The organism is Bifidobacterium sp. LH_449, from assembly GCF_056356755.1.
Genome location: NZ_JBKEUV010000012.1, coordinates 45338 through 59648, shown reverse-complemented (window position 1 = coordinate 59648; position 14311 = coordinate 45338). Strand labels below are relative to the sequence as shown.

10 protein-coding genes and 1 pseudogene are annotated in these 14311 nt (G+C 61.7%); 7 read left to right on the top strand and 4 right to left on the bottom strand.

The genetic code is table 11. From position 1 onward, the window contains the following. Positions 1 to 59: 59 nt before the first annotated feature. Entirely contained in the window at positions 60 to 482 is a 423-nt protein-coding gene (locus AC1AX7_RS08890) for a glycerophosphodiester phosphodiesterase (RefSeq protein WP_476509726.1), read from the bottom strand. 366 nt (positions 483 to 848) lie between these two features. On the opposite strand from AC1AX7_RS08890, the gene AC1AX7_RS08885 reads away from it, so the two are divergent. The 4 genes and pseudogenes from AC1AX7_RS08885 to AC1AX7_RS08870 all read left to right on the top strand — a co-directional run bounded on the left by AC1AX7_RS08885 (position 849) and on the right by AC1AX7_RS08870 (position 6438). Next, positions 849 to 1832, top strand: a complete 984-nt coding sequence (locus AC1AX7_RS08885) for a D-2-hydroxyacid dehydrogenase (protein WP_476509725.1) — start codon at positions 849 to 851, stop codon at positions 1830 to 1832. A 221-nt stretch (positions 1833 to 2053) separates the two neighbouring features. Beyond that, positions 2054 to 3475 carry an APC family permease gene (locus tag AC1AX7_RS08880; RefSeq protein WP_476509724.1) on the top strand — a complete coding sequence of 474 codons (1422 nt, stop codon included), beginning with the start codon at positions 2054 to 2056 and terminating at the stop codon, positions 3473 to 3475. Positions 3476 to 3579: 104 nt separating this feature from the next. After that, positions 3580 to 4386: an SDR family oxidoreductase UcpA gene (ucpA, locus tag AC1AX7_RS08875; RefSeq protein WP_476509723.1), complete on the top strand. Its 807-nt coding sequence runs from the start codon at positions 3580 to 3582 to the stop codon at positions 4384 to 4386. A 236-nt stretch (positions 4387 to 4622) separates the two neighbouring features. After that, positions 4623 to 6438: pseudogene (locus AC1AX7_RS08870) on the top strand (histidine-type phosphatase). A gap of 13 nt (positions 6439 to 6451) precedes the next feature. Here AC1AX7_RS08870 and AC1AX7_RS08865 read toward each other — a convergent pair. Beyond that, entirely contained in the window at positions 6452 to 6970 is a 519-nt protein-coding gene (locus tag AC1AX7_RS08865) for a peroxiredoxin (RefSeq protein WP_476509722.1), read from the bottom strand. A gap of 76 nt (positions 6971 to 7046) precedes the next feature. Then, positions 7047 to 7271 carry a hypothetical protein gene (locus AC1AX7_RS08860; RefSeq protein WP_476509721.1) on the bottom strand — a complete coding sequence of 75 codons (225 nt, stop codon included), beginning with the start codon at positions 7269 to 7271 and terminating at the stop codon, positions 7047 to 7049. Positions 7272 to 7452: 181 nt separating this feature from the next. Between AC1AX7_RS08860 and AC1AX7_RS08855 the strand changes: the two genes are divergently transcribed. Further along, positions 7453 to 8268 carry a sulfite exporter TauE/SafE family protein gene (locus tag AC1AX7_RS08855; RefSeq protein WP_476509720.1) on the top strand — a complete coding sequence of 272 codons (816 nt, stop codon included), beginning with the start codon at positions 7453 to 7455 and terminating at the stop codon, positions 8266 to 8268. A 102-nt stretch (positions 8269 to 8370) separates the two neighbouring features. Continuing rightward, positions 8371 to 9225: a DUF2238 domain-containing protein gene (locus AC1AX7_RS08850; RefSeq protein ID WP_476509719.1), complete on the top strand. Its 855-nt coding sequence runs from the start codon at positions 8371 to 8373 to the stop codon at positions 9223 to 9225. Here the strand turns inward: AC1AX7_RS08850 and AC1AX7_RS08845 are convergent. Further along, positions 9200 to 10090, bottom strand: coding sequence for a D-hexose-6-phosphate mutarotase (locus tag AC1AX7_RS08845; protein ID WP_476509718.1), 891 nt, complete (start codon positions 10088 to 10090; stop codon positions 9200 to 9202). The genes AC1AX7_RS08850 and AC1AX7_RS08845 overlap by 26 nt on opposite strands. A gap of 107 nt (positions 10091 to 10197) precedes the next feature. Between AC1AX7_RS08845 and AC1AX7_RS08840 the strand changes: the two genes are divergently transcribed. Beyond that, the gene (locus AC1AX7_RS08840) at positions 10198 to 13971 is read left to right on the top strand and encodes a DEAD/DEAH box helicase (RefSeq protein WP_476509740.1); all 3774 of its coding nucleotides are present in this window, start codon (positions 10198 to 10200) and stop codon (positions 13969 to 13971) included. The last annotated feature ends 340 nt before the right edge of the window (positions 13972 to 14311 follow it).

Genomic DNA, 14311 nt, shown 5'->3' with positions numbered 1-14311 from the left:
TCGTAAGATGGGTCCGGCGTCGACGCCGCCTGGACCCTGCGGCTTTCCGGTATGCGGCGTCAGTACTTGTTGGCGCCGCTGCCGACGAAATTCACTTCGAATCCGCGGTGATAGTGCAGGAACATGTCGGCGCCGTAGCGGTCGACCGGGCGGTGGGTGAACAGCATGCGGATCGCGAATGCGGTCTGTGCGTCATGCGGCAGGTCGAGGAACGCCTGGTGGGCGTCCCAATACGGGGTGTGGCAGATCGCGGCGTCCGGCACGTACGCGTATCCGTAGCCGTCTTCGTTGACATAGCCCATGAACGGCAGGTCCCACGCGTGGTGTTCGGTCAGCTGCTTCTTGAAATCCTCCACGATGTCCAGCGCCTCGTCGCCGATGCCCAGGCTCTTTGCCACTTCGTTCGCCGCTGCGGTCTTGGCGGCGGCGTCTTCCCCGAACATGGCGAGGTCAACGGTGATGGTCGGCTTGTTTTCCGTCATGATGATCGTCCTTTTCCGATGTCAATGAACATGGGATTCATGTTCATGAATGTTCGATTCAAATATGAATGGAACATTCGGTGTTGTGTTGATGATGTTGTGCAATGATGTCCGCTTATCGCGTCCGTGAGCAACATTAGCACGATTAAATGGCGCAAGATGGCCGTTTTTTGGATTAGCGGAGTCAACAAATCGCATTTTTGTTGACATGAAGCCGTTTCTGTGACATGAAGAAAACTTCAAAAAGATAACATTGAGAGTGTTCTTTTTAAAATGCGTTTATATGTTCGATTTTTGTGCAAGCGAACAAACCTGCATGGAAACCATCGTGCTGTGATATCGGAGTCGCCGCATATTGTGGTGCGCATGGGAATCGACAACGCACATAAGCTGATCGTCAACTGCCTGCCGCTGACAGCACAGGAACGAGAGACGTTCGTTCGCGCCGCGAAAGACGTGCCGCAGGAATTCGTCGGCGAGGAATCGCATCGCGGCGACATGTCGTGGAGCGCCGTCATGCCCGAATCGCTGCAAGGCGCAGTCACGGCCATCGTCGGCAACGTGCCCGCGGACGTCTGCATGCAATGCCCGCGTCTTGAATGGCTGCAGACGTGGAGCGCCGGAGTGGACGGCTATCTGCGTGCGGGCGTGGCCGGACGCGGCGTCATGCTGACCAATGCCGGCGGGGCGTATGGGCGGAGCGTTTCGGAGCATATGTTCGCGATGATGTGGTCGCTGATGCGCAACATCCCGCAATATGCGCGCAACCAGGCGCGGCGGATCTGGGCCGATGAAGGCGTCGCGCTGAGTCCCTCGGGCAGGACGGCGCTGATCGTCGGCACGGGGGACATCGGCTCGCATTTTGCGATGCTGTGCAAGGCGGTCGGCATGGCGACGTGCGGCGTGCGCCGTGACCGGTCGAAGGGCGCCGCGGGCATAGACGACATGTACGGTTTCGACGATCTCGACATGCTGCTGCCGCAGGCCGACGTGGTGGCGCTGTGCGTGCCGTCCTCGCCGAACACGCGTCGTCTGGTCGATGCGAGAAGGCTCGCGTCGCTGAAGGATGACGCCGTCCTCATCAATGCGGGCCGAGGCGACGCCGTCGATATGGAAGCGTTGAATGACGCGCTTCGCGCAGGTCACCTGTACGGCGTGGGCCTGGACGTCACCGATCCCGAGCCATTGCCCGCCGGGCACCCGCTATGGGACGCGCCGCGCTGCCTGATCACGCCGCACGTCGCAGGCGGCAATCATATGGCGGAGACGCCGAATCGCATCATCAGGATCGCGCTGTCCAACGTACGCGCATACGCGTCCGGCCAGCAGTTGATGAATCTGGTCGAATAGCCGAAATCAAACCGGAAATATGCGGCGCGTCCGCCGTCGGCGTCTCCCGTCGCCGGCGGGCGTCCGTCGTGCGCATTGCTGCGGCGACGCGGCGTGGAATGTGATGGATTTGCAAAAATAAAATCGTGTGACTAATATCACGTTGCGTCAATAAGGCGGAAAGCGGCACTGAAGCCGCGTTCCGTTTTTTCGTTACCCGCTCAAAGAGGAAGGGTGCATGCATGTCTGATGCTCCACAGCAAACATCCAGCAAAGGTCTGCAAAAAAGCCTGAAACTGGTTTTCGTGTATACCGTCGCCACCGGATCGATCTTCACTTTCGTCAGCTACTGGGACTCGGTGTTCTTCAGCTACTGCGGCGCCGGAACGTTCCTGGCGTTCGCGCTGATGACCGTGGCCATCCTGCCCGTCGCGCTGGTCTACAGCGAAATCTCGCCGCTGTTCAAAACCGCGGGCGGCGAACTGATCTACAACACCGTCGGATTCAACAAGCATGTCGGATTCCTCGCATCATGGCTGATCATGGCCGCCTGGATCTCCGTGCCGCCCGCGGTCGTCATGGCCATCGCCACCTATCTGGGCAAGCTGTTCAACCTTGATCTGAGCTTCCGGACCATCGTCATCATCGGCGTCGTGATCCTCGTCGCGGTGTTCCTGATGAGCCTGCAGGACATCAAGGTGCTGGTCAAGGCGCAGGCCACCTGCCTGTTCGCCAACATCATCACCACGCTGATCACCGCGGTGCTGATCCTGACCTCCGGCCACTGGAGCTTCGACAACGTCGCCAAGCTGTTCGACTTCTCCTCCTTGGATTCCACGATGGGCATACCGGCGTGGATCATCGGCATGGCGTTGCTGATCACCCCGTATTTCGGCTTCGAAACCGTCCCGCAGATGGTCGAGGAAGGCGACTTCCCGACCAACAACACCAAGGCCGCCATCTGCGGCTCCGTGCTCACTTGCGGCGCCATCTACACGATCTTCTTCTTCTGTGTGGCGGGCCTGGCCCCGGTCAGCGACCTGCTCGCCGGAGACGCCGCCAACGGCTTCATGACGATCACGGCCATGCAGAACATCCTCGGATGGAAGTTCTGGCCGGTCGCCTACGGTCTGATCTCCATCCTGATGGGCATGACCGCGTCCATCCTGGGCTTCTGGATGTCCACCGTGCGCATGCTGTACTCGATGGGCAAGAAGAACTTCCTGCCGCAGGCCTTCACCAAGGTCAACAAGCATCAGCAGCCCATCCTGCCGAACATCTTCCTGCTGGGCGTCAGCCTGACGTTCATCCTGCTGCAGAACGCGGGCAGCTTCATGAACGACTTCTTCAACCTGATGTCGTTCGGCTGCGCCTGCGCGTACGCGATCACGACCGTCTCCGCCATCCGTATCCACCACAGGCATCCCGAATGGTACAAGGGCAACAAGAACGTGGTCAAGGGCGGTGACGCGTTCCGTGTGCTCGCCATGCTCATCATGATCGCCATCGCGTTCTTCTGCACGTTGGGACAGGGAATCGGATCGTGGATCTCCTTCGGCGTCTACCTCGGCATCGGCGTGCTCATCTGGGCGTGGATGGTGCTGGTGCGCTGGAAGAAGACCAAGGTCGTCATCGAAACACCGGACGGCGAAACCGAATTCTGAGCCGTACAGGCAAGCCGCTGAAAGCAAAAGCGAAACTTGGGCGTTTTGACGCTGAAACGCCCGGACCATTAACCAACAACCGAATTATCAAAGGAGACAACATCATGGTTCAGCCCAAGCTCGAAGGCAAGGTCGCCCTCATCACCGGTGCCGCTGCGGGACTCGGCGAAGGCATCGCCGAAACCTATGTGAAGTACGGCGCGAAGATCTGCATGGTCGACCTGTCCCCGGACGTCGAAAAGACGGCCGACCGCATTCGAGGCATGTACGAGGGGGCCGAAATCATCACCTGCGTGGCCAATGTGGCCGATAAGGCGCAGATGGTGGATGCGGCCAGGAAGACCGCCGAAGCTTTCGGCACCGTGAACATCGCATGCTGCAACGCCGGCGTGTGCCGTCTGGCCCCGTTCGAGGAAATGACCGACGAGATGCGCGACTTCCACATCGACGTCAACATCAAGGGCGTATGGAACACCTGCCAGGCTGTGATCCCGTATCTGCTGGAGAACAAGGGCGGCGCCATCGTCATCGCGTCCTCGGTCACCGGCGATATCGTCGCCGACGCGGGCGAGGCCGCCTACGCCATGACCAAGGCCGCTCTGGTCGGCCTGACCAAGTGCCTCGCCGTCGAATACGCTGACCGCAACATCCGCGTCAACTGCTCGCAGCTGGGCTACGCCCGCACCCCGATGGTCGAGAAGATGGCCATCGAATCCAATCCGGACGATCCGGAAAGCGCCATCAACGACATCGCCGTCGGCGTGCCGATGAAGCGCCTCGCCAAGCCGACCGAAGTCGGCGAACTGTTCGCCTTCCTCGGCTCCGACGAGGCCAGCTACATCACCGGCGCCCAGATGGTCATCGACGGCGGCAGCACGTTGCCGGAAACGATGAGCATCGGCACCAACTGACATCGGAGCGAATAAGGCTTGCCGACGGGCAAAGGCCGGATGCGCATTGCGGGAGAGCATGCGCATCCGGCCTTTCGTCGTTCAGAGTTCCGCATCCGTTCATCCGCCGTTCGTATGCATGTGCATCACGGTTCACCGCGTTGGTGTATCCCTGTGCGTGCGCGCGCCTCCACTGCACCTGATTGCGGAAACGGCGCCGAGGCGTATCGCGCAGTCATCCAAGGAGAGGAACCTACATGGGCAAATCACGTATACGCACATCGATGGTCGCAGGGATGTCCGGCATCGCGGCGATCGCGATGCTGTCGGCGGTGGCGGCGCCAGCCGCCGGAGCGGCCACCGACACCTACTACAGCAGCAAACAACCGTACGTCGCACCTGACGCCACGACGCTCGCCGGATATTCCAAGGCCCCTGAAGGTTATGGGCCGGTGTACACCGAGATGGTCGCACGTCACGGATCCCGCGGTCTTTTCCAGCTACAAATATGATGCCCTGCTGAAGCTCATGGCGCAGACCGCCGCGGAAAACGACGGATTCGTGAGCGAAGAGGCCGGGCGGACCTTCATGTCCAATCTGGACGCCATCACTGCGGCAAACGTCGAAAACGGCTACGGCATGCTCACCGGCCAAGGGGCCACCCAACATCAAGGCATTGGGGAGCGCGCATACGATCGCAACAAGGCGTTGTTCGATGCCGCCGCCGCGGAGGGCGGAAGCATCGCGTACGAATCCTCCGGCGAGTCTCGGGCCACCGAATCCGGAGAGAACTTCAAAATCGGTTTCGACGAAGCATCGGGCAATGCGCTGTCGGATTCCTACGTGACGCCGACCGATGCCGCGGACGCGGGCGCCGGCGCCCCGTTCCAGAAAAGCCCCGACACGTTGTATTTCCATAAGACTGAGAACCCGGACGGCAGCGAAAAGACCGGCGGCGCATATGACATCGCCAAGCGTTACGAAGACTTCGTCGAAAACGATGGAATCATCGCCAATGCGGAGGACTACATCGAAAACGTGCAGGCTTCGCGGGACGTCTCCTACGCGCTGCTCGGGCAGATCTTCACAGAGGACTTTCTGAACAAGATCGATGACGGGACCTATCGCTGGTACAACACCGTCAATGGCAAAGAGGACGAGAACGAAGACGGACTCGATGACGAAACGCAGGAGCCCATTACCAACTGCGCTCCGAACGCGGGCCCGCAGGACGCCGACGCGTGCGGTGAAACCGGTAAGAAGATCGCGTCCGTGGTGGACGCCGCAATGGACCTGTACAACCTGTATATCATCGCGGCCGACATGCAGGCGGAAAACACCGGCTCCCATGTCTTCGGCTTCGACCGGTATTTCGAGAACATCCCCGCGGAAGACGGCAACGTGTTCGCCTGGATTCTTGATGCCGAAGATTTCTACGAGAAGGGGCCGAGCTACGCGGGGCAGGACGAAACGTACCGCATCGCACAGCCGTTGCTCGACGACTTCTTCGATTCGATCGATGAGCGCATGTCCGGCGGTGAGACCGTGGCCACCTTCCGTTTCGCCCATGCCGAAACCATCATGCCGTTCGCCGCGTTGCTGAAACTGCCGGGCTCCGGCATCCAGGCCCCGGCCGTGGCGAACCCCACCTCCGACGGCGACGTCTACAACTATGCGAACAACGATTGGCGCGGCGAATCCGTCACGCCGATGGCCGCCAACATTCAGTGGGACGTGTATGCCAAGGAAGGCGTCGATCCGGTGACGGGCAAAGCCTATACGCCGATCGTGCGCATGCTGTACAACGAGAACGAAATCGCGTTCAACGATTCCTGCACGCCCGTCGCGGAAGGTTCCTTGTGGTATAAGGAAACCGAGCTGAAGCAATGCCTGTCCGGCATCGCCACGGACGAGGACCCGCGTATCGTGACGGCGTCCGACGTCGCCGATGCGCAGGGCGGACCTGCCGAAAAGCTGGCCGCCACCGGAGCTCCCGTCTTCGTCGCCGCGAGCGCGGCCGCGATGCTCGCCCTCGCGGGCGCATCGCTGTGCGTGTGGCGCGCCCGTCGCTGAAATCGGACGGGATTCACGCAGGCAGCCGTTTCATCAGCGATTCCACGTGGCCTTTCGCCCGAACGTTGTAGCGGGCGAGCATGATGACGCCGTTCTCGTCGATGACGAACGTCGAGCGAATCGGGCCGACGTGTCTGCGGCCGTAAAGATTCCGTTCCCCGAACGCGCCGTACCTGCGATGCACCTGCAGGTCCGCGTCGGACAGCAGGGGGAACGGGATATGGTCGCGTTCGCGGAATTCGGCGAGCCGGCTCACCGAATCCTTCGAAACGCCGACCACCTGATATCCCAGAGCCGACAGGCGTGCGATGTTGTCGCGGAAATCGCACGCCTCCGCCGTGCATCCCGGCGTCATCGCCGCAGGATAGAAATACAGCACTACGCGCCGTCCGCGCAATGCCGTCAAGGAGATGTCGCCGCCCCGATCGCAGGGAAGCGTGAAATCCGGGGCCGCGTCTCCCTGTTGCAGGCGCACCGCGTCGTCGTTCCCGTCGTCGGGCGCATTCGTCATATCCGTATCGTGTTCCGTCATGGTTCCATCGTAGACGAGCAACGGCGACGGTCGGTGCGATGGACTCGCCGGCGAGCGCGCGACGCCGCGTCGACGTCTATCGGCGGATGCGCCTGGAGAACATGACGCTGTCGCCGAGTCCGTCGAGGGCGAGGCCGAATGTCAGCGAATTGGGGTCTCCCGTCAGATCGGGGATGTGGGCGTCCAGCTGTTCGACATCGTTCCGATCGTCGTTCCAAGGTTCCGCGGTGGACACCGAACGGAACAGGGGCGTGACCGCCTGTCGGTCGCGTGCGTCAAGGCGAATCAGCGGAACTGCCATCGTCGCCTCCAATGGTCCGACGGTCTGATGCGGTGCGGGGCCTGTGCGCGGCCGGCGTGCATGCCGGCGCCGTCCTGACGGCATTCCGTTTCGTCGGCAAGCGTAGCATGCCTGCTCGTTCCGGGCTGGGTTTACAGTGCTTCATGTGAAGAAGACCGATGCGCGCGATGGGGTGACGACTATGGGAAACGGTACGGCCGGGCATGCTCCGCAAGCCGCTTTTGCGATTCAGGGCCGTAGGGGGACGATCATACTGATCGCGGTCGGCCTTGCCTGCGGCGTGCTGTCGGGACTGTTCGGCATCGGCGGCGGCACGATCATCGTCCCTGCGCTGATGTGGCTGGGATTAAGCCAACGCCAGGCGGCTGCGACGTCGCTGGCGGCCATCGTGCCGACCTCGTTGGCCGGTGTGGTTTCCTATGCGTCCAGCGGAAGAGTCGATTGGCTATCCGCATTGCTGCTGGCGCTCGGCGTGGTCGCCGGCAGCCAGATCGGCAGCCTGCTGTTGAGCCGCCTGCCGGAAGCGGTGCTGCGTTGGATCTGGGTGGTGTTCCTCGCATGCGTCATCGTTCAGCAGCTGACGTTCACGCCATTGCGCGACGGGCGGATCGTGCTGCACCCGTGGTCCGGATTGCTTCTGATCCTGCTGGGCGTGTTCGTCGGTACGATGTCGGGCATTCTCGGCGTCGGGGGAGGCGCGATCATGATGCCCGCATTGTCGTTCCTGTTCGGTGCCGGCGATCTGCTGGCGCGCGGCACATCGCTGCTGGTGATGGTGCCCGGCGCGATTTCCGGCACGGTGACCAATTGGAAGCGCGGCCTGGTCGAGTTGCGCGGCGTGCTGGGCATCGGCGTATGCGCCGCGCTGACCGCGCCGCTGGGCACGTGGATCGCAGGAATGATCTCCCCACGCACCGGCGCGCTGCTGTTCGCCGCCTGGCTGGCGATCATCGCGGTCAAAGGCGTGATGTCGGCGGTGAAGGCGACGCGCGGCTGAAGGCCGCGTTGCTGATAGCATTGAAAGGCAGTGTGACGAAGATCGGAAGAGGATGGTGGCATGGAGAATAAACGGCGTTCGCACATTGAGCGTTGGCATATTATGTTGCGTGCCATGAGCATGGAGATCCGCGAGCATAAAAGCTCGTTCGTCGTGTACGTGGTGCTGCGCGTGCTCGTATTGCTGACGCTGGTCCTGCAGTTTTTCAACGGCAACTACGAAAGCGTGTTCCTCTGCCTGCTGACCCTGGTGCTGCTGGTCATGCCGAGCTTCGTGCAGGTGGCCTTCCACATCGAATTCCCCTCCGTGCTGGAAGTGATCGCGCTGCTGTTCATCTTCGCGTCAGAGATTCTTGGCGAAATCAGCGCGTTCTATGAAAGCTTTCCGTTCTGGGATACGATTCTGCACACGCTGAACGGCTTCCTGATGGCGGCCATCGGCTTTTCATTGGTGGATCTGCTGAGCCGCAGCGAAAAAATCAAATTCGAACTGTCGCCGTGGCTGATGGCGATCATCTCCCTGTGTTTTTCGATGACGATCGGCGTGCTGTGGGAGTTCTTCGAATTCGCGATGGACAACATGTTCGGTCTTGACATGCAGAAGGACACGGTCGTCCATTCCATCGCCACGGTGACGTTGGACCCGAATCATGCGAATGCCGTCGTCACGATCGACGGCATCGCCGATGTCGCCGTCAACGGGCGGGACCTGGGGCTCGGCGGATACCTTGACATCGGCCTGTACGACACGATGGAAGACCTTATCGTGAATTTCATCGGCGCCGTCGTCTTCTGCGTATGCGGCTTCCTCTACATCAAATACCGCGGCCATGGCTCGGTCATCAGCAAATTCGTGCCCCGTCGTAAAACGAAGGAGCACGATTTCCTGCAGCGGATCCTGGACCTGCACGACGCCGAGGCGTCGGACAAACTCAGCGGACCGACAACGTCTGACTGAGCGTATGTGACGCGTGCGGCGCGACGGTGACGGCCTGATCGCGGTTCGCGGCGGCTTCCACGCAGACGAATCCACGCCATTCGCCGGTCTGAAGGTCGCCCAGCGAATCGCCGAGCTGTTCGCCCGGATTCCAGACGACGGTCTGCGGCGCGCCGGCGTTCCTGACGGCGATCACGCGGTCGAGCGTCTCGTCGCGCACTTCCAGCGAAGCGTCGGCGGCGTAGTAGATGTAATCGACCATGCCTTCGAATCCGAGCGGCTCGTCAGCCTGCACGCGTTCGGGGAAGCCTTCACGGGTCGTGTCAAGATAATGGCTGCCCTGCAGGCCGTCGATGGTGACGCCGCCGATATCGCCCACATGCAGATAGGTGTGCAATGCGGCCTCATAGGTCAACGGCGCATCGGCATTGTTCCGCACGGTCAGCGCCATGGTCAGCCCGTCGCCGATCTCGATGTCGTATACGGCCTGGAAATCGGCTCCCGGACCGGACATGACCTGTTCCAGCGTGGTCTTGTCAAGCTGGGACGAATCCAACACGTAACGCAGATGCGAATCGGTGGAAGCGGATTCGTCGAGCTGCCAGAAGCTGATGCGCGCCAAGCCGTGCTTCGGCTTCTTCTGGGCGGTGGCGCCGTTTTCATAGCCGGCGTTGAACCAGGGGAAGACGACCGGAACGCCGGCGCGCATCGCGGATCCGGCCTTCATCGTGATGGTCTTGGGCTGCCACAGGACGGGAGCCTCGCCGGCGGGCGCCCACTGCAGCACGTGCGCGCCGTAGTCGCTGACGAAAGCGGAGCTTTTGCCGTTGGAGATATGGCGAATATTGAAGGAGTCGTTCATATCGTCCAGTATATGGCGACGCATGTCGCATACATGCCGTTCGATTACGATGGATGCACGGCATCGATCAGGGAAGGCGGTACGTCGTGGCGGCATACGGGCGCGATACTACGGATTCGGATTTCGCATGGATGCGTGACGCCGTGCAAAGCGAATGCTCCTCGCGCGTATACGATCGCGCCCGCGGCATCGCACGGCAGTGGCGCGACCGTGTCGTCGCCGCGACCTGCATGCCTCAGACGGCGGATTCGCGGCTGGCCTTGTCGGTGAAGATGCGCGGCACGTCACGATACGACGTGTATGCGGTCAGTCTGACGATCGATATCGGAAACAGGATTCTGCTGGCCCGCGGCTGCAGCTGTCCCGCGTTCGCCGACGACGTCGGATACGGTCGGGGCCATGTCCGCATCGCCCGCAGTCGGAGCCAGCATGAAGACGGCGAAGTCTACGACGACGGCGGCTACGACATTGAATACGACGATTTCGATGATGATTTCGGCGGCGGTTTCGACGATGTCGATGACGGCCCCGTATACGGATCGGTGTGCGCCGACGACGCGACGCCGGCCGACCGGTATGCCGGCATCTGCAAGCATGTCGTCGCGTTGGCGCTGATCTTTTCGGAGCGCCCCGAAATCTTCCACGGGTATCGTGCGTTCTCCGGAACGCCGGAAGGGCTGCGCTCCTACATGCGGCGTATCGACGATCGTCTGCAGGAATCCGACAGGAATCGTCAATTGGACGCGCTCAAACGCATCGCCTACGCCAAGGATCGCCTGCGCGGCGAACAACATGGGATCCCGGTCGCCAAAGGATCCCGATCGAACGGGGCGCCTTCGCATAGGCGCGCCGCCGACGCGGATACTCCGACACTGCCCGGCGGCGTGTATCTCAAACCCACGCTGACGCTGGGCTCGAGCGCTTGGTCGCTGCAATTGAGCATCGGCTGCGGCAGCGCATCATACATCGTCAAAAGCATTTCCAAACTGGTGCGTGACATCACCGACGAAGTCCATACGTCGTACGGAGCGAAACTGGCCTTCGTGCACACGCCGAACATGTTCGACGCCCAATCGCGGAAACTGGTCGGCCTGCTGCAGCGCATCATGGAATCCCGGCGCATCGCCTACACGCAAGGCCACATGTACGTGTCCACGGCAAGCATCGAACGCAATCTCATGCTCAGCAATGCGGAAACCGTGGAACTGCTCGACGTGTGGACGGCAAATGGCTCGATCGACCTCGTCATCGAAGGCGCCGCACTGAAGGCGCGGCCGGTTCCCATCATCGACGAGCGTCCGGCCTTCGGCTTCACCGTCGAACGGCAGCGGCGCGGCGGCAAAGAAGGCGCCGTCATACGATGCGACACCACCATCTACACCACAGCAAACGGCGGCGATCGGGCATACGTGCTCGCATCCACGCCTCACAGCGGCGGCCGGCCCGTCTTCTTCCGGACCGGCGACGACATCAGACAGGCGGAATCCGTTCTGACCATGCTGTGCGACGGCGATCCGGACGGCGTCTTCATCGAAGACGATGACTGGATCATGTTCACCCGCACCATGCTGCCGATGCTCGCCAAAGCCGGCATCGGCATGCAGCTGCCGCAATCACTGGCGGTCGACCGCACCGAACATTGCACGATCGCCTTCTATCTGGACCGCGATCACGACAGCATCACCTGCGAGGCGGCGGCGCAGTACGGGCGACACTCCTTCCAGCTCATACCGGAAAGCGACGGCATCCACGGGCCGGCGCATCCCGACTCCACCGACAAAGCCAGCCTGATCGCGCGCGACCGCAGCACGGAACGACAGTCCATACAGCTGGTGCGCCAACTGTTCCCCGAATACAGGCCCGCACAGCCGGCCACGTTGAAGGAACGCGACGAAGACGCCGTACTGCTGCTGCTCACCGAAGGCGTCGACATGCTGCGCGAAATCGGCGACGTCTACTCCACGCCGGCCTTCGACGGATTGATGACGGCATCCTCGCCCAGCATCAAAGTCGGACTGTCCATCGACGGCGGTCTGGTGGAAATATCGCCCATCGCCGACGAAGTGCCCGCCAACGAAGTCGGCTCGGTGCTGGCCAGCTACAGGCAGCGCCGCCGATACCACCGCCTGCGCGACGGACGCTTCCTCGACCTGCACGACGCCGACCTCGACGAACTGGACCGCGTCGCGCAAGACCTCGATCTGAGCGCACGCGCATTGAACGACGGCGGCATCACCGTGCCGGCCTGCCGTGCGTTCATGCTGGACGGCGACGTGGACGACGCGCATAAAAGCGAATCCTTCAGCGCATATATCGGCGAACTCGCCGTCATCGATCCCGCACGATACGAAGTGCCGGCGCAACTGCGCGACACCTTGCGGCCATACCAACAAGAAGGCTTCCGATGGATGGCGACGCTGTGCGACAAAGGATTCGGCGGCATCCTCGCCGACGAGATGGGCCTGGGCAAATCATTGCAGACACTGACATTGCTGCAATACCGGGCCGCGCTCGCAGGCGACGGGCGGCGCTGCTCGCTGATCGTCTGCCCGGCGTCGCTGGTCTACAATTGGGCCGCCGAAGTCGCGAAATTCACGCCGCAATTGAAGGCCGTGACATTGGTCGGCTCGAAGGCGGAACGCCGAGCGATCCTGCAGTCGTTGAAGACGGAGCGGGATGTCGCCGGCGATGGCGGTGTCGCCGGCGACAATGCGGTCAACATCGCAGGCGACGCGGGGGAGAGCGGCGCGCGAAATCCTGCGCCCGACATCGTCATCACATCATATGATCTGCTGCGCCGCGATATCGAGGACTACAAAGGCTGCGTTTTCGACGTGATGGTGTTGGACGAGGCGCAATACATCAAAAATCATGCCACCAAACTCGCCAAGGCGGTCAAACAGGTCCATGCCGACCATCGTTTCGCACTGACCGGCACGCCCATCGAAAACCGGTTGAGCGAATTATGGAGCATCTTCGATTTCCTGACGCCGGGACTGCTCGGCAGCTACACGAAATTCCGCGAACGCTTCGAACAGCCCATCATCGCCGCCGGCGGCGAGCCGTCCGTGATGACGGATAAACTGCGCGCCGTGGTCGGACTGTTCATCAAACGTCGTCTGAAGGCCGACGTGCTGACCGAACTGCCCGACAAAACGGAAACGATCGTCACCGTCGGGCTTGAAGGCGAACAGCGCAAACTGTATGCCGCGCACGAGCAGCGGCTGAAAAGCATCGTCAACAAAACGCAAGGCAAGGATTTCGACACCGGCAAACTGCGTATCCTCGCGGAACTGACGAAACTGCGCGAAATCTGCTGCGACCCGCGACTCGTCTATACGAACGCCAAGGACGCCTCGGCCAAGCTCGCCGCCATCGAGGAATTGGTCGACAATTGCATCGACGCCGGCAAGAAGACGCTGATCTTCTCGCAGTTCACGTCGTTCCTCGACCTGATCGGAGCGCGACTGACCGCCCGCGGCGTGAAATATTACAGCATCACCGGGCAGACGCCGAAACGGAAGCGCCTGCAATTGGTCGACGAATTCAACGCCGATACGACGCCCGTGTTCCTGATCTCATTGAAGGCCGGCAACACCGGGTTGAATCTGATCGGCGCTTCCGTGGTGATCCATGCCGACCCATGGTGGAACGAGGCCGCGCAGAACCAGGCCACCGACCGTGCGCATCGCATCGGGCAGACGAGTGACGTCAACGTGTATCGCATCGTCGCCAAAGACACCATCGAAGAGCGCATCGTCAGACTGCAGGAGGCGAAAAGCGACCTGGCCCGCCGGTTCACCGACTTCGGCGACATCGGCGATCGCGGCGGCGTGGAGGTTGGGGCCGGCGCCGCCTCGGTCGCCACGCTGACCCGCGAAAACCTGCTCGACCTGCTGTCCTAGTTGGCCTTCCCCTCCTCTTGACACTTTTGACCGGTGTCTACGGCGTGTTGCGGTCAAAAGTGTCAGAGAGAGGGAGTGCCGGCCATGGAAGACGGTACGCAGGGTTGCGTGGCTGACGTTTTTGGTCGCGACACGCCGTTGGTTGCGGTCAAAAACGTCAGAAGAACGGGAAGACCGATGGGAGTCCGGCGGGAGGACGGCGGGGAAGTCCGACGGGGAGCCCGGCGGGAAGGGCGGTGGGAAGGGCGGTGGGGCCGATGGGAAGGGCGGCGGGGCCGATAGGGAGGGTTAGCTGGGGGTGGTGGGGACGGTCGAAGGGGAAAGCCGCCGCGCTTGGGTT